Here is a 15,401-nt window from a genome sequence, read left to right as displayed (position 1 = left end):
ACGGCCGCAGGCCCGGCCGGGCAGGCCGGCCCGGTGGGACCCGCGGGCCCATGGGAAGGGCCCCGGACCGTGGGGTCCGGGGCCGCCCGCGCGTGGTACTTCCGGTGGTGCCTACAGACCGGCGGCGGCGCGCAGGGCGTCGACGCGGTCGGTGCGCTCCCAGGTGAAGTCCGGCAGCTCGCGGCCGAAGTGGCCGTAGGCGGCGGTCTGGGCGTAGATCGGGCGCAGCAGGTCCAGATCGCGGATGATCGCGGCCGGGCGCAGGTCGAAGACCTCGCCGATCGCCTCCTCGATCTTCTGGACCTCGACCTTGGCGGTGCCGAAGGTCTCGACGAAGAGACCGACGGGCTCGGCCTTGCCGATGGCGTACGCGACCTGGACCTCGCAGCGCGAGGCGAGGCCGGCGGCGACCACGTTCTTGGCGACCCAGCGCATGGCGTAGGCCGCGGAGCGGTCGACCTTGGACGGGTCCTTGCCGGAGAAGGCGCCGCCACCGTGGCGGGCCATGCCGCCGTAGGTGTCGATGATGATCTTGCGGCCGGTCAGGCCGGCGTCGCCCATCGGGCCGCCGATCTCGAAGCGGCCGGTCGGGTTCACGAGCAGGCGGTAACCCTCGGTGTCCAGCTTGATGCCGTCCTCGACGAGCTGGGCCAGGACGTGCTCGACGACGAACTCGCGGATGTCGGGCGCGAGGAGCGAGTCGAGGTCGATGTCGGAGGCGTGCTGTGAGGAGACCACGACGGTGTCGAGGCGGACGGCCTTGTCGCCGTCGTACTCGATGGTGACCTGGGTCTTGCCGTCGGGGCGCAGGTACGGGATGGTCCCGTTCTTGCGGACCTCGGACAGGCGGCGCGAGAGCCGGTGCGCGATGTGGATCGGCAGCGGCATGAGCTCGGGGGTCTCGTCGCAGGCGTAGCCGAACATCAGGCCCTGGTCACCGGCGCCCTGCTTGTCGAGCTCGTCCTCATCGCCCTCGACACGCTTCTCGTAGGCGGTGTCGACGCCCTGCGCGATGTCCGGGGACTGCGCGCCGATGGAGACCGACACGCCGCACGAGGCGCCGTCGAAGCCCTTCTTCGAGGAGTCGTAGCCGATTTCGAGGATCTTGTCCCGGACGAGCTGCGCGATCGGCGCGTAGGCCTTCGTCGTCACCTCACCCGCGATGTGGACGAGGCCGGTGGTGATGAGGGTCTCCACGGCGACGCGCGAGGTCGGATCCTCGGTGAGGAGTGCGTCGAGGATCGTGTCGCTGATCTGGTCAGCGATCTTGTCGGGGTGGCCCTCGGTCACGGACTCCGAGGTGAACAGACGACGGGACACAACGCTCCCTGGGGTTGCAGCGGCTGCTGGCTGATCATTTGGCGGAACCACATCGGGGGCTGCGCCCGATCACGTTCCGGATGCAGTTTATCGGTCGCCACCGTTGCCCGGACCATCCGTCTCGCCTTGTGGGAGCCGTGTGACCTGCGGCACTCCCATTCTTGCGTACGGAGGTGACCGAGTGAAGGGGAATCGACTCAGGCGCGTCGCGACGCGAACCGCTGCGTAACCCGGTCCCAAATCGCCTCAGCCAGCGCCTCCTTCGGACCATAGGGCACAGGATATTCCGACCCGCTGGAGTCCAGGATGACCGCCTCGTTCTCCTCGGATCCAAAGGTTCGGGTCGCGCCGACCTCGTTCACGACGAGAAGATCACATCCCTTGCGGCGCAGCTTGGCCCGGCCGTTGTCGAGGACGTCGTCGGTCTCGGCGGCGAAGCCCACCACCACCTGGCCCTCACGGGCCCGGTCGGCCGAGATCTCGGCGAGGACGTCCGGGTTGCGCACGAGCGCGACCGGGGCGGGGTCCTCCCCGTCCTTCTTCTTGATCTTGCCGTCGGCGTACTCGGCGGGCCGGAAGTCGGCCACGGCCGCGGCCATGACCACGGCATCGGCGTCCGGCGCCGCCTTGAGCACGGCTTCCCGCAGCTGTACGGCCGTCCCCACGCGTACGACGTCCACCCCGGCGGGGTCGGCCAGCGCGGTGTTGGCCGCGACCAGGGTGACCCGCGCCCCGCGGGCGACGGCCGTGCGGGCGAGCGCGTAGCCCTGCTTGCCGGAGGAGCGGTTCCCGAGGAAGCGCACCGGGTCCAGCGGTTCCCGGGTGCCGCCCGCGCTGATCACGACGTGGCGGCCGACCAGATCCGGCTCGGCCGCGCCGCGGCGCAGGACCTGTCGGCACACCTCGAAGATCTCTTCGGGGTCGGGCAGCCGCCCCTTGCCGGTGTCCTTGCCGGTGAGCCGGCCCACGGCGGGCTCGATGACAAGGGCGCCGCGGCGGCGCAGAGTGGCCACGTTCTCCCGGGTGGCCGGGTGCTCCCACATCTCGGTGTGCATCGCGGGGGCGAAGACGACCGGACAGCGGGCGGTGAGCAGCGTGTTCGTGAGCAGGTCGTCGGCGAGCCCGTGGGCGGCCCTGGCCAGCGTGTCGGCGGTGGCCGGGGCGACGACGACGAGGTCGGCGCCCTGGCCGATGCGCACGTGCGGCACCTCGTGGACGGTCTCCCACACTTCGGTGGAGGCGGGGTTCCCGGAGAGGGCGGCCCAGGTGGCCTCGCCGACGAAGTTCAGGGAGGCCGCCGTGGGCACCACCCGCACGTCGTGCCCGGACTCGGTCAGCCGGCGCAGCAGCTCGCAGGCCTTGTAGGCGGCGATCCCGCCGCTCACGCCCAGCACGACCTTCGGCTTACCCATCTGCGCACACCCCTTTTGACACTTTCGACTCGTCCGCCGCGTTCGGCTCTGATCGTCGTACCCATCCATGACACACCACAGGCCCGGCAGATGTTCTGCCGGGCCTGTGGTGAAGGAATCCCTCGGTGCCTTACTGGGCCGGGGCCTCGATGGCCTCGGAGGTCAGCAGACCCGCGTTGATCTCGCGCAGCGCGATCGAAAGCGGCTTCTCGTGGACGTGGGTGTCCACCAGCGGGCCGACGTACTCGAGCAGGCCCTCACCGAGCTGCGAGTAGTACGCGTTGATCTGACGCGCGCGCTTGGCCGCGTAGATCACGAGGCTGTACTTCGAGTCAGTGGCCTCGAGCAGCTCGTCGATCGGCGGGTTGATGATGCCCTCGGGCGCAGTGATGGAAGAGGACACGCTCTACCTTCCGAAGATGGATGAAAGATGGGGCCGCCTGCGGCCTGTCGATGTCGTGGAGATCAACCGGCGATTCAGACAACTTCCATCAAGGCTAGCAGCTCACGGGCCACGTCCTCGACGGAGGTGTTGACCAGGGTGACGTCGAACTCCGACTCGGCAGCGAGTTCGACCTTGGCCGCGGCGAGCCGGCGCTCGATCACCTCGGCCGATTCGGTGCCCCGGCCGGTGAGCCGGCGGACCAGCTCCTCCCAGCTCGGCGGAGCCAGGAAGACCAGCTGAGCCTCGGGCATGGACTCGCGGACGAGCCGTGCGCCCTGGAGGTCGATCTCCAGCAGTACCGGCTCGCCGTTCTCCAGGCGCTCCAGAACCGCGCCGCGCGGTGTGCCGTAGCGGTTGCCCGCGAACTCGGCCCACTCCAGCAGCTCGCCGTTGGCGATCAGCTTGTCGAACTCGTCGTCATTGACGAAGAAGTACTGGACTCCGTGTCGCTCACCGGGCCGCGGCTTGCGGGTGGTGGCCGACACCGAGAGCCATACCTCGGGGTGAACCTTGCGCATATGCGCGACGACCGTGCTCTTGCCGACCCCTGAAGGGCCGGAGAGCACGGTCAGCCGCGGACGAACCTCTGCTGCCATAGAGCGATTATCCAGGTTCCCAGGACTGCCTGAGAACGCCGGGAGAACTTCAGCCGTCGCGTCAGGCGCTGGTGCTGCCGAACTCGCGCTCCAGAGAGGCGATCTGGTTGGAACCGAGACCCCGGACACGCCGGGATTCGGAGATGCCGAGACGCTCCATGATCTGCTTGGCGCGCACCTTGCCCACGCCAGGCAGGGACTCCAGCAGGGCGGAGACCTTCATCTTGCCGATGACGTCGTTCTCCTGGCCCGTCTTGATGACCTCTTGGAGCGAGGCGCCGGAGTGCTTGAGTCGATTCTTCACCTCGGCCCGCTCCCGGCGAGCCGCGGCGGCCTTTTCGAGCGCGGCTGCGCGCTGTTCAGGGGTAAGGGGCGGAAGAGCCACGCCTACGTCACCTCGGATGTCGAACTGTCGGATACGGACCGGTGGGGAACCCGAGGGCACCACACCTGACGAGCTCCCGAACAGCGATGGAACTCGTTCGCTGCGCGTTCACTCTGCTCGGAGACTAGCGGGCAACACCGCTCCAGTCAGCGAGAACGAACGAAAAGTCCTGGTCAGCCTCCACTGAACCGTACATCACGGACAAAATACCCCCGTTTTGTCCGGTGAAGGGCGTTCGAATTTCGTCAGAAAGTGCGAGACCCCGCTCCGGCCGGATGCGGAGCGGGGTCCTTCGGTGGGCCCACCGGCGCCCACAGGGGTCACGCAGGAGTTCTTCCGGCACACCTCACGCGGAAACGGCCTCGCGGATCTCGTCGGAGAAGCGGCGGGCCGCGTCGCGCAGCGCCGCGGCGTCCGGTCCGTGCCCCAGGACGCCGCGCGAGACGTTCGGGACCACGTTGCGCACGGCCTTGCCGAAGACGGTCGGCAGGTCCGCCGCGGTCGCGCCCTGCGCACCGATGCCGGGGGCCAGCAACGGCCCGTTGATCTCCAGGTCGAAGGAGGACAGGTCGCCGAGGGTGGCGCCGACCACCGCGCCGAAGGATCCCATCGGGGCGGCGTCCGCGTTCTCCGCCGCCAGGTGCGCCAGCATCGTGGCCCCGATGCTCCGGCCGTCCTCGCGGACCGCGCGCTGGACCTCTGCGCCCTCCGGGTTGGACGTCAAGGCCAGGACGAACAGGCCCGCCCCCGACGCGCGCGCCAGCTCCACCGCAGGTGCCAGGGATCCGTAGCCCAGGTACGGGGACACCGTCAGGGCATCCGAGAACAGCGGCGAGGCCGGGTCCAGGAAGGCGGAGGCGTACGCGGCCATGGTCGAGCCGATGTCACCGCGCTTGGCGTCCATGACGACCAGGGTCCCGGCCGCCCGGGCGTCCGCGACGGTCCGCTCCAGGACGGCGACGCCCCGGGAGCCGAACCGCTCGAAGAAGGCGGCCTGCGGCTTGAAGACGGCCACGGACTCCGCGAGCGCCTCCACCACCGTGCGGGAGAAGCGCTCCAGGCCCGCGATGTCGTCCTGGAGGCCCCACTGGGCCAGCAGGGCGGCGTGCGGGTCGATGCCCACGCACAGCGGGCCGCGGGAGTCCATCGCAGCGCGGAGGCGGGTGCCGAAGGGGGGCAGGGTCACGGTGCGGCCTTTCGGGTCTCGGCGCCCACCGCGTCGGCGAGCGTCGCGTACGGGCTGGCGGCCAGGCGGGCGGCCAGGCCCTTGTGGATGGCACGGGCGTAGAGCGGGCCCTCGTAGATGAAGGCGCTGTAGCCCTGGATCAGCGTGGCGCCGGCCAGGATGCGCTGCCAGGCGTCCTCGGCGTTCTCGATGCCGCCGACCCCCACCAGCACCAGCCGGTCGCCCACGCGGGCGTACAGGCGGCGCAGCACCTCCAGGGAGCGCTCCTTGACGGGTGCGCCGGAGAGCCCGCCGGTCTCCTTGACCAAGGAGGGGGCGGACTTCAGGCCGAGGCCCTCCCGCGCGATGGTGGTGTTCGTGGCGATGATGCCGTCGAGGCCGAGCTCCAGGGCCAGGTCGGCGACGGCGTCGACGTCCTCGTCCGCCAGGTCGGGTGCGATCTTGACCAGCAGGGGGACCCGGCGGTCGGTCACGGTGCGGTCCGCGGCCTCGCGCACGGCCGTCAGCAGCGGGCGCAGCGACTCGGTGGCCTGGAGGTTGCGCAGGCCGGGGGTGTTGGGCGAGGAGACGTTCACGACGAGGTAGTCGGCGTGGCGGGCGAGGCGCTCGGTGGAGGTGACGTAGTCGCCCACGGCCTCCTCCTCGGGCACGACCTTGGTCTTGCCGATGTTGACGCCCACGACCGTCCTGAAGACGGCCTCACGGGCCGCCAGACGGTCGGCGACGGCTGCCGAGCCCTCGTTGTTGAAGCCCATCCGGTTGATCAGCGCACGGTCCGGCACGAGCCGGAAAAGCCGCTTCCTGGGGTTGCCGGGCTGCGGCTCGGCGGTCACCGTGCCGACCTCGATGTGGTCGAAGCCCAGCATCGACATCCCGTCGATGGCGACGGCGTTCTTGTCGAAGCCGGCCGCGAGGCCGAAGGGGCCGTGCATGCGCAGGCCGAGCGCCTCGGTGCGCAGTTCCGCGTACCGCGGGGCCAGGGTGGCCGCCACGAAGGTGCGCAGCACCGGGATGCGGGCTGTGAGGCGGATCCAGCGGAAGGCCATGTGGTGGGCGGCTTCCGGGTCCATGCGCTTGAAGACCAGGTTGAAGAAGATCTTGTACATCGTCGAGAGGATCCCTCTGCGCTCGTGAAGAGGGGGACACCCGTCGTGAAACCGGTGTCCCCCTCCCCCTTTCCGGGCTGTACGGGTGTTCAGTCGCGGGCCGCGGTCAGGTGCTCCGCGTGCTCCTGGAGGGAGCGGACGCCCACGTCGCCGCGGTTGAGCGCGTCGATGCCCTGCACGGCCGCGGCGAGCGCCTGGACCGTGGTCAGGCACGGGACGCCGCGGGCCACGGCCGCCGTGCGGATCTCGTAGCCGTCGAGGCGGCCGCCGGTGCCGTACGGGGTGTTGACGATCAGGTCGACCTGGCCGTCGTGGATGAGCTGGACGATCGTCTTCTCGCCGCCGGGGCCTTCGCCCTCGCTGAGCTTGCGCACGACGGTGGCGTTGATGCCGTTGCGGCGCAGGACCTCGGCGGTGCCGGAGGTGGCCATCAGCTCGAAGCCATGGGCGACGAGCTCGCGGGCCGGGAAGATCATCGAGCGCTTGTCGCGGTTGGCGACGGAGATGAACGCGCGGCCCTTGGTGGGCAGCGGGCCGTAGGCGCCGGCCTGCGACTTCGCGTAGGCGGTGCCGAAGACGGCATCGATGCCCATGACCTCGCCGGTGGAGCGCATCTCCGGGCCGAGGACGGTGTCCACGCCGCGGCCGTGGATGTCGCGGAAGCGCGACCACGGCATGACGGCTTCCTTGACGGAGATCGGCGCGTCGATCGGCAGGGTGCCGCCGTCACCGGTCTTCGGAAGCAGGCCCTCCTCGCGCAGCTCGGCGATGGTGGCGCCGAGCGAGATGCGGGCGGCGGCCTTCGCCAGCGGGACGGCGGTGGCCTTCGAGGTGAAGGGCACGGTCCGGGAGGCACGCGGGTTGGCCTCCAGGACGTAGAGGATGTCGCCCGCCATCGCGAACTGGATGTTGATCAGGCCGCGGACGCCGACGCCCTTGGCGATGCCCTCGGTGGAGGCGCGCAGCCGCTTGATGTCGTAGCCGCCGAGGGTGATCGGGGGCAGGGCGCAGGCCGAGTCGCCGGAGTGGATGCCGGCTTCCTCGATGTGCTCCATGACGCCGCCGAGGTAGAGCTCCTGACCGTCGTAGAGGGCATCCACGTCGATCTCGATGGCGTCGTCGAGGAAGCGGTCGACCAGCACCGGGCGGGTCGGGGAGATCTCGGTGGACTCCGCGATGTACGACTCCAGGCGCGCCTCGTCGTAGACGATCTCCATGCCGCGGCCGCCGAGGACGTACGACGGCCGGACGAGGACCGGGTAGCCGATCTCGTCGGCGATCGCCTTCGCACCGGCGAAGGTGGTGGCGGTGCCGTGCTTGGGAGCGGGCAGGCCCGCCTCCGCGAGGACCTGGCCGAAGGCGCCGCGGTCCTCGGCCGCGTGGATGGCCTCCGGCGAGGTGCCGACCACGGGGACGCCGTTGTCCTTGAGGGCCTGGGCGAGGCCCAGCGGCGTCTGGCCGCCGAGCTGGACGACGACGCCGGCGATGGGGCCTGCCAGGGACTCGGCGTGGACGATCTCCAGCACGTCCTCAAGCGTCAGCGGCTCGAAGTACAGGCGGTCGGAGGTGTCGTAGTCGGTGGAGACGGTCTCCGGGTTGCAGTTGACCATCACGGTCTCGTAGCCGGCGTCGCTGAGGGCGAAGGAGGCGTGGACGCAGGAGTAGTCGAACTCGATGCCCTGGCCGATGCGGTTGGGCCCGGAGCCCAGGATGATGACCGCGGGCTTGGTGCGCGGGGCGACCTCGGACTCCTCGTCGTACGAGGAGTAGAAGTACGGGGTCTTCGCGGCGAACTCGGCGGCGCAGGTGTCGACCGTCTTGTAGACCGGGCGGACGCCGAGGGCGTGGCGAACCTCGCGGACGACGTCCTCGCGCAGGCCGCGGATCTCGGCGATCTGGGCGTCGGAGAAACCGTGACGCTTGGCCTCGGCGAGCAGCCCGGGTTCGAGCTTCTCGGCACCGGCGAGCTCGTCGGCGATCTCCTTGATCAGGAAGAGCTGGTCCACGAACCAGGGGTCGATCTTCGTGGAATCGAAGACCTCCTCCTGGGTGGCGCCGGCGCGGATGGCCTGCATGACGGTGTTGATGCGGCCGTCGGTGGGGCGGACGGCGGTGGCCAGGAGCTCGTCCTTGTCACCGGGGTCGCCGACGAAGGTGAACTGCGAGCCCTTCTTCTCCAGCGAGCGCAGGGCCTTCTGGAGGGCCTCGGTGAAGTTGCGGCCGATGGCCATGGCCTCGCCGACCGACTTCATGGTCGTGGTGAGGGTGGCGTCGGCGAGCGGGAACTTCTCGAAGGCGAAGCGCGGGGCCTTGACGACGACGTAGTCGAGGGTCGGCTCGAAGGAGGCCGGGGTCTTCTCGGTGATGTCGTTGGGGACCTCGTCGAGCGTGTAGCCGATGGCCAGCTTGGCGGCGATCTTGGCGATCGGGAAGCCGGTGGCCTTCGACGCGAGCGCCGAGGAGCGCGAGACGCGCGGGTTCATCTCGATGACGATGACGCGGCCGTCGACCGGGTCGATCGCGAACTGGATGTTGCAGCCGCCGGTGTCGACGCCGACCTCGCGGATGATCGCGATGCCGATGTCGCGCAGCCGCTGGTACTCGCGGTCGGTGAGCGTCATGGCCGGGGCGACGGTGATCGAGTCACCGGTGTGGACGCCCATCGGGTCGAAGTTCTCGATGGAGCAGACGACGACCACGTTGTCGTGGCGATCGCGCATCAGCTCCAGCTCGTACTCCTTCCAGCCGAGGATGGACTCCTCCAGGAGCACCTCGGTGGTCGGGGAGAGCGTGAGGCCCTGGCCGGCGATGCGGCGCAGTTCGTCCTCGTCGTGGGCGAAGCCGGAGCCTGCGCCGCCCATGGTGAAGGAGGGACGGACGACGACGGGGTAGCCGCCGAGGGTCTCGACGCCCTTGAGGACGTCGTCCATCGAGTGGCAGATGACCGAGCGGGCGGATTCGCCGTAGCCGATCTTGGCCTTGACGGCCTCGACGACGCCCTTGAAGAGGTCGCGGTCCTCGCCCTTGTTGATGGCCTCGACGTTGGCGCCGATGAGCTCGACGCCGTACTTCTCCAGCACCCCCTGCTCGTGCATGGAGATGGCGGTGTTCAGTGCGGTCTGGCCGCCGAGGGTGGGAAGCAGCGCGTCGGGGCGCTCCTTCGCGATGATCTTCTCGACGAACTCGGGGGTGATCGGCTCGACGTACGTGGCGTCGGCGATCTCCGGGTCGGTCATGATCGTCGCGGGGTTCGAGTTGACCAGGATGACGCGCAGGCCCTCGGCCTTGAGGACGCGGCAGGCCTGGGTGCCGGAGTAGTCGAACTCTGCGGCCTGACCGATCACGATCGGGCCGGAGCCGATGACCAGGACGGACTGGATATCGGTGCGCTTAGGCACGCTCGGCCTCCATCAGGGATACGAAGCGGTCGAAGAGGTACGCGGCGTCGTGCGGGCCCGCGGCCGCTTCGGGGTGGTACTGGACGGAGAAGGCCGGCTGGTCGAGCAGCTGGAGGCCTTCGACGACCTGGTCGTTCAGGCAGACGTGGGAGACCTCGGCGCGGCCGTAGGGGGTCTCGGAGACCTTGTCCAGGGGCGCGTCGACGGCGAATCCGTGGTTGTGGGCGGTGACCTCGACCTTGCCCGTGGTGCGGTCCTGGACGGGCTGGTTGATGCCCCGGTGGCCGTACTTCAGCTTGTAGGTGCCGAAGCCGAGGGCACGGCCGAGGATCTGGTTGCCGAAGCAGATGCCGAAGAGCGGGGTCTTGCGCTCCAGGACGCCCCGCATGACGGCGACGGGGCCGTCGGCGGTGGCCGGGTCGCCCGGGCCGTTGGAGAAGAACACGCCGTCGGGGGCGACCGCGTAGACGTCCTCGACGGTGGCGGTGGCGGGCAGCACGTGCACCTCGATGCCGCGCTCGGCCATGCGGTGCGGGGTCATGCCCTTGATGCCCAGGTCGACGGCCGCGACGGTGAAGCGCTTCTCCCCGATCGCGGGGACGACGTAGGTCTCCTTGGTGGCGACCTCGGCGGAGAGGTTCGCGCCCTTCATCTCGGGCTGGGAGCGGACCTTGGCCAGCAGGGCCTCGTCACGGATGCCGACCCAGGCCTCACCGGAGAAGATGCCGACGCGCATCGCACCGCGCTCGCGCAGGTGACGGGTCAGGGCGCGGGTGTCGACGCCGGAGATGCCGACGACCCCCTGCCGGACGAGCTCCTCGTCCAGGGTTCGCCGGGAGCGCCAGTTGGAGGGGATGCGGGCGGGGTCGCGCACGACGTAGCCGGAGACCCAGATGCGGGAGGACTCGGGGTCCTCGTCGTTGACGCCGGTGTTGCCCACGTGGGGGGCGGTCATCACGACGACCTGCCGGTGGTACGACGGGTCGGTGAGGGTCTCCTGGTAGCCGGTCATGCCGGTGGAGAACACGGCCTCGCCGAAGGTCTCCCCCACTGCGCCGTAGGCACGGCCGCGGAAGATGCGGCCGTCCTCCAGGACGAGTACGGCGGGAGCTTTGGCTGCTCCCCTGGTGGAGGTCGTCATCGTTCGGCGCCTTCCGTCGTGATGGATGTGTTCATGAGGTTGATCGCTTCGACCCATGCGGCGTGTTCGGCCGCGCGGTCGGAGCGGAATCCGGAGTCGATCAGCTTGTCGCCGTGCGCCCAGGTGACGACGAGCAGACCGCCCTCGGTGAGTACCTTGCCCGCGATTCCCTTGTCGAGGCGGGCGCCGCGCAGCTGCGCGGCCGGTACGAAGAAGTCGCCTGCACCCGGTCGGACCACGTCGAGGCCCGCGTCGGTGAGGGTGAGCTCGACCCGGCTGCGGACGCCCAGGCCGTGGGCGACGATCCGGTCGAGCCACTGCCCGGCGGTGGTGGAGCCGTGGTACCGGCCGGTGAGCGCCAGCCGGTGCTCGGGAAGGCCGTCCGGGGCAGCGGGGAGCTCCGGCAGATCGTTCTGCAGGGCTCCTCGCCATTTCCAGCCCTGGCGCATCAGCCAGTACACGAACGCGATGAAGACGACCAGGCCGATCACCCATGCGATGCGGGCGCCCAGATCGGTCACCTCCGCCGACTGTCGTTCGGCGGCCTCGGCGGCCAGTTGGATCACTGCAGGTGTCACGCCAGTTTCCCGTCCACGACCGTTGCCCGGCCCCGCAGGAAGGTGTAGGTGACGCGCCCCGGCAGCTCACGGCCCTCGTAGGGCGTGTTGCGGCTGCGGGAGGCGAAGTGTGCGGGGTCCACGACACCACGGTACGAGGTATCGACCAAGGTCAGGTTCGCGGGTTCACCAGCCGAGACGGGACGGCCGTGGTGGTCCAGGCCGCCGATGCGGGCCGGGGCGAAGCTCATGCGCTCGGCGACGCCGGCCCAGTCGATCAGACCGGTCTCCACCATCGTCTGCTGGACGACGGACAGCGCGGTCTCCAGGCCCACCATGCCCATGGCGGCGGCGGCCCACTCGCAGTCCTTGTCCTCGTGCGGGTGCGGGGCGTGGTCGGTGGCGACGATGTCGATCGTGCCGTCGGCGAGGGCCTCGCGCAAAGCCATGACGTCGCGCTCGGTGCGCAGCGGCGGGTTGACCTTGTAGACCGCGTTGTAGGAGCGGACGAGCTCGTCGGTGAGGAGCAGATGGTGCGGGGTGACCTCGGCGGTGACGTCGATGCCGCGGGACTTGGCCCAGCGGACGATCTCGACGGAGCCTGCGGTGGAGAGGTGGCAGATGTGCACGCGGGAGCCGACGTGCTCGGCGAGGAGCACGTCGCGGGCGATGATCGACTCCTCGGCGACGGCGGGCCAGCCGCCGAGGCCGAGCTCGGCGGAGACGACGCCCTCGTTCATCTGGGCGCCCTCGGTGAGGCGGGGTTCCTGGGCGTGCTGGGCGACGACGCCGCCGAAGGCCTTCACGTACTCCAGCGCGCGCCGCATGATCACGGCGTCGTCGACGCACTTGCCGTCGTCGGAGAAGACGGTCACGCGGGCGGCGGACTCGTGCATGGCACCCAGCTCGGAGAGCTGCTTGCCCTCCAGGCCGACGGTGACGGCGCCGATGGGCTGCACGTCGCAGTAGCCGGACTCCTTGCCCAGGCGCCAGACCTGCTCGACGACGCCGGCGGTGTCGGCGACGGGGAAGGTGTTCGCCATGGCGAAGACGGCGGTGTAGCCGCCGGAGGCGGCGGCACGGGTGCCGGTCAGGACGGTCTCGGAGTCCTCGCGGCCGGGCTCGCGCAGGTGGGTGTGCAGGTCGACGAGACCGGGGAGGAGGATCTGGCCCTCGGCCTCGATGACGGTCGCGCCCTCGGCGGAGAGGTTCCGGCCGACCTCGGCGATGGTTTCGCCGTCGATCAGGACGTCCTGCGCCTCGCCGCCGAGTACCTTCGCGCCACGGATAAGGATCTTGCTCATGGTTACTTGCTCTCCTCGGTACGGGCGGGGGCGGCGGGGGTGGTCGTGACGGCCGGCTCGGAGCCGCCGAGCAGCAGGTAGAGGACGGCCATGCGGGTGGAGACGCCGTTGGCGACCTGTTCGACGGCCGTGCAGCGCTCGGAGTCGGCGACCTGGGCGGTGATCTCCATGCCGCGGTTCATCGGGCCGGGGTGCATCACGATGGCGTGCTCGGGCATCTTGGCCATGCGGTCGCCGTCCAGGCCGTACCGGCGGGAGTACTCGCGCTCGGTCGGGAAGAAGGCGGCGTTCATGCGTTCGCGCTGCACACGCAGCATCATCACCGCATCGGACTTCGGCAGCACGTCGTCGAGGCTGTACGAGACCTCGCACGGCCAGGTCTCGACACCGATCGGGACCAGCGTGGGCGGGGCCACCAGGGTGACCTCGGCGCCGAGGGTGTGCAGCAGGTGGACGTTGGAGCGCGCCACGCGGCTGTGCAGGACGTCTCCGACGATGGTGATGCGGCGGCCGGAGAGGTCCTTGCCGAGGCCGGCGTCGCGGCCGACGAGGCGCCTGCGCATGGTGAAGGCGTCCAGCAGGGCCTGGGTGGGGTGTTCATGGGTGCCGTCGCCGGCGTTGACGACGGCGGAGTCGATCCAGCCGGAGGTCGCGAGCCGGTAGGGGGCGCCGGAGGCGTGGTGGCGGATGACGACGGCGTCGGCGCCCATCGCCTCCAGGGTGAGCGCGGTGTCCTTGAGGGATTCGCCCTTGGAAACCGAGGAGCCCTTGGCGGAGAAGTTGATGACGTCGGCGGAGAGCCGCTTGGCGGCCGCCTCGAAGGAGATCCGGGTGCGGGTGGAGTCCTCGAAGAAGAGGTTGACGACGGTGAGGCCGCGCAGCGTGGGCAGCTTCTTGATCGGCCGGTCCGCGACACGGGCCATCTCCTCGGCGGTGTCGAGGATCAGGACGGCGTCGTCGCGCGTGAGATCGGCGGCCGAGATGAGGTGGCGCTTCATCTGGATGGCTCCGTAGGTCGGGAGGGCGTGGTGCAGGCGGACTGACGTGCAGCGGACTGACGTGCAGGGGTGCGAGCGGGCAGGGCGGGGCCCGGCGCGGACCCCGCAGGGGTCCGTCGTCGAGGTGGGCTACTGTCCCGCCGCCCGGGCGGTCCGCTGGCCGAGCAGCACGGCGTCACGGCCGTCCTCCTCCTGGAGCTGGACCTTGACGGTCTCCCGCAGCGACGTGGGGAGGTTCTTGCCGACGTAGTCGGCACGGATCGGCAGTTCGCGGTGGCCGCGGTCGACGAGGACGGCGAGCTGCACGGCGCGGGGGCGGCCGAGGTCGCCGAGGGCGTCGAGCGCGGCGCGGATGGTGCGGCCGGAGAAGAGGACGTCGTCGACGAGGACGACGAGGCGGCCGTCGAGGTCGTCGCCGGGGATCTCGGTGCGACCGATCGCACGGGCGGGCTTCATCCGCAGGTCGTCGCGGTACATGGTGATGTCGAGGGAACCGACCGGGATCTTCGTGCCGGTGATCTCTTCGAGCTTGGCGGCCAGACGGCGGGCCAGGTGCACGCCGCGGGTGGGGATGCCGAGGAGCACCACGTCGTCGGCGCCCTTGGCGCGTTCGACGATCTCGTGGGCGATGCGGGTCAGGACCCGGGCGATGTCCTGCGCCTCCAGTACGGGGCGCGCGGAATCGGAGTTCTGCTGGGCGTCCATGAAAAGGACCTCCTTCTCCGCCTCACGGGACGGACCTTAAAGGACGTCTGATGTACGTCTCACACGGTACCAGGGAGGCGGTGGCGGGTCGGCACCCGGGGGTGGCGCGGGGGCGCGCACGGGGCTGTCGGCGCCGCCCCGGCGGGGGGACGGGGACCATTCGGCTTGACGCATCCAAGTAACGCTGCGTAACCTCACAGTGAGTTACCAGCCGCGCGGCGGAGCCGCACGTAGTTACGTAGTCGCAGTGTCCATGCAGTCACAGCGTCACAGCGTCCGGGAGCGTTATGTCCAGCGAATACGCCAAACAGCTCGGGGCCAAGCTCCGCGCCATCCGCACCCAGCAGGGCCTTTCCCTCCACGGTGTCGAGGAGAAGTCGCAGGGCCGGTGGAAGGCCGTGGTGGTCGGGTCGTACGAGCGCGGGGACCGCGCCGTGACCGTCCAGCGCCTTGCCGAGCTGGCGGACTTCTACGGGGTGCCGGTGCAGGAACTGCTGCCGGGCACGACTCCCGGCGGAGCGGCCGAGCCGCCGCCGAAGCTGCGCCTCGACCTGGAGCGCCTGGCGGGCGTCCCCGCCGAGAAGGCCGGTCCGCTGCAGCGTTACGCGGCGACGATCCAGAGCCAGCGCGGCGACTACAACGGCAAGGTGCTGTCGATCCGCCAGGACGACCTGCGCACCCTGGCCGTCATCTACGACCAGTCGCCCTCGGTCCTGACCGAGCAGCTGATCAGCTGGGGCGTGCTGGACGCGGACGCCCGTCGCGCGGTGGCGCACGAGGACGCCTGATCCTCAAGCCCCCCACCAGCAGAAACGTTACCGGTGGCCGCCGGACCCCCACAGGGGTCC

The 15,401-nt window shown here is 70.2% G+C and carries 14 protein-coding genes; 1 reads left to right on the top strand and 13 read right to left on the bottom strand.

Annotated elements, in window-relative coordinates; genetic code table 11:
* Positions 1-111: 111 nt before the first annotated feature.
* The 13 genes from metK to pyrR form a co-directional block, all read right to left on the bottom strand.
* The gene (gene metK, locus ACFW2G_RS26855; RefSeq protein ID WP_037926156.1) at positions 112-1,320 is read right to left on the bottom strand and encodes a methionine adenosyltransferase; all 1,209 of its coding nucleotides are present in this window, start codon (positions 1,318-1,320) and stop codon (positions 112-114) included.
* A gap of 197 nt (positions 1,321-1,517) precedes the next feature.
* Positions 1,518-2,732: a bifunctional phosphopantothenoylcysteine decarboxylase/phosphopantothenate--cysteine ligase CoaBC gene (gene coaBC, locus ACFW2G_RS26850; RefSeq protein ID WP_384453652.1), complete on the bottom strand. Its 1,215-nt coding sequence runs from the start codon at positions 2,730-2,732 to the stop codon at positions 1,518-1,520.
* 130 nt (positions 2,733-2,862) lie between these two features.
* Positions 2,863-3,135: a DNA-directed RNA polymerase subunit omega gene (rpoZ, locus tag ACFW2G_RS26845; protein ID WP_004948662.1), complete on the bottom strand. Its 273-nt coding sequence runs from the start codon at positions 3,133-3,135 to the stop codon at positions 2,863-2,865.
* 74 nt (positions 3,136-3,209) lie between these two features.
* Positions 3,210-3,773 carry a guanylate kinase gene (gene gmk, locus ACFW2G_RS26840; RefSeq protein ID WP_078556873.1) on the bottom strand — a complete coding sequence of 188 codons (564 nt, stop codon included), beginning with the start codon at positions 3,771-3,773 and terminating at the stop codon, positions 3,210-3,212.
* Between the two features lie 61 nt (positions 3,774-3,834).
* Positions 3,835-4,158, bottom strand: coding sequence for an integration host factor (locus ACFW2G_RS26835; protein WP_037926146.1), 324 nt, complete (start codon positions 4,156-4,158; stop codon positions 3,835-3,837).
* 346 nt (positions 4,159-4,504) lie between these two features.
* Positions 4,505-5,344 carry an orotidine-5'-phosphate decarboxylase gene (gene pyrF, locus ACFW2G_RS26830; protein WP_037926138.1) on the bottom strand — a complete coding sequence of 280 codons (840 nt, stop codon included), beginning with the start codon at positions 5,342-5,344 and terminating at the stop codon, positions 4,505-4,507.
* Complete coding sequence (locus ACFW2G_RS26825; RefSeq protein WP_037926135.1) at positions 5,341-6,450, bottom strand: quinone-dependent dihydroorotate dehydrogenase; 1,110 nt, start codon at positions 6,448-6,450, stop codon at positions 5,341-5,343. Before ACFW2G_RS26825 ends, pyrF begins: the two co-directional genes overlap by 4 nt.
* Positions 6,451-6,539: 89 nt before the next feature.
* The gene (carB, locus tag ACFW2G_RS26820) at positions 6,540-9,848 is read right to left on the bottom strand and encodes a carbamoyl-phosphate synthase large subunit (RefSeq protein WP_037926132.1); all 3,309 of its coding nucleotides are present in this window, start codon (positions 9,846-9,848) and stop codon (positions 6,540-6,542) included.
* Complete coding sequence (gene carA, locus ACFW2G_RS26815; RefSeq protein ID WP_037926129.1) at positions 9,841-10,989, bottom strand: glutamine-hydrolyzing carbamoyl-phosphate synthase small subunit; 1,149 nt, start codon at positions 10,987-10,989, stop codon at positions 9,841-9,843. The genes carB and carA overlap by 8 nt, the downstream gene beginning before the upstream one ends.
* Positions 10,986-11,567 (bottom strand): hypothetical protein, encoded by a 582-nt coding sequence (locus ACFW2G_RS26810; RefSeq protein ID WP_037926128.1) that lies wholly within the window; start codon positions 11,565-11,567, stop codon positions 10,986-10,988. The genes carA and ACFW2G_RS26810 overlap by 4 nt, the downstream gene beginning before the upstream one ends.
* Positions 11,564-12,850, bottom strand: coding sequence for a dihydroorotase (locus tag ACFW2G_RS26805; RefSeq protein ID WP_037926126.1), 1,287 nt, complete (start codon positions 12,848-12,850; stop codon positions 11,564-11,566). The genes ACFW2G_RS26810 and ACFW2G_RS26805 overlap by 4 nt, the downstream gene beginning before the upstream one ends.
* Before the next feature lie 2 nt (positions 12,851-12,852).
* A complete protein-coding gene (locus ACFW2G_RS26800; RefSeq protein ID WP_037926124.1) occupies positions 12,853-13,848 on the bottom strand; it encodes an aspartate carbamoyltransferase catalytic subunit in 996 nt (331 codons plus the stop codon).
* A gap of 129 nt (positions 13,849-13,977) precedes the next feature.
* Entirely contained in the window at positions 13,978-14,553 is a 576-nt protein-coding gene (pyrR, locus tag ACFW2G_RS26795; protein WP_037926123.1) for a bifunctional pyr operon transcriptional regulator/uracil phosphoribosyltransferase PyrR, read from the bottom strand.
* A 287-nt stretch (positions 14,554-14,840) separates the two neighbouring features.
* Between pyrR and bldD the strand changes: the two genes are divergently transcribed.
* Positions 14,841-15,341, top strand: coding sequence for a transcriptional regulator BldD (gene bldD, locus ACFW2G_RS26790; protein ID WP_030841550.1), 501 nt, complete (start codon positions 14,841-14,843; stop codon positions 15,339-15,341).
* The last annotated feature ends 60 nt before the right edge of the window (positions 15,342-15,401 follow it).

The organism is Streptomyces sp. NPDC058880 (assembly GCF_042742535.1).
Classification (GTDB): domain Bacteria; phylum Actinomycetota; class Actinomycetes; order Streptomycetales; family Streptomycetaceae; genus Streptomyces.
The sequence above is the reverse complement of the archived record's forward strand: the minus strand, read 5'-3'. Positions and strand labels throughout refer to the sequence as shown.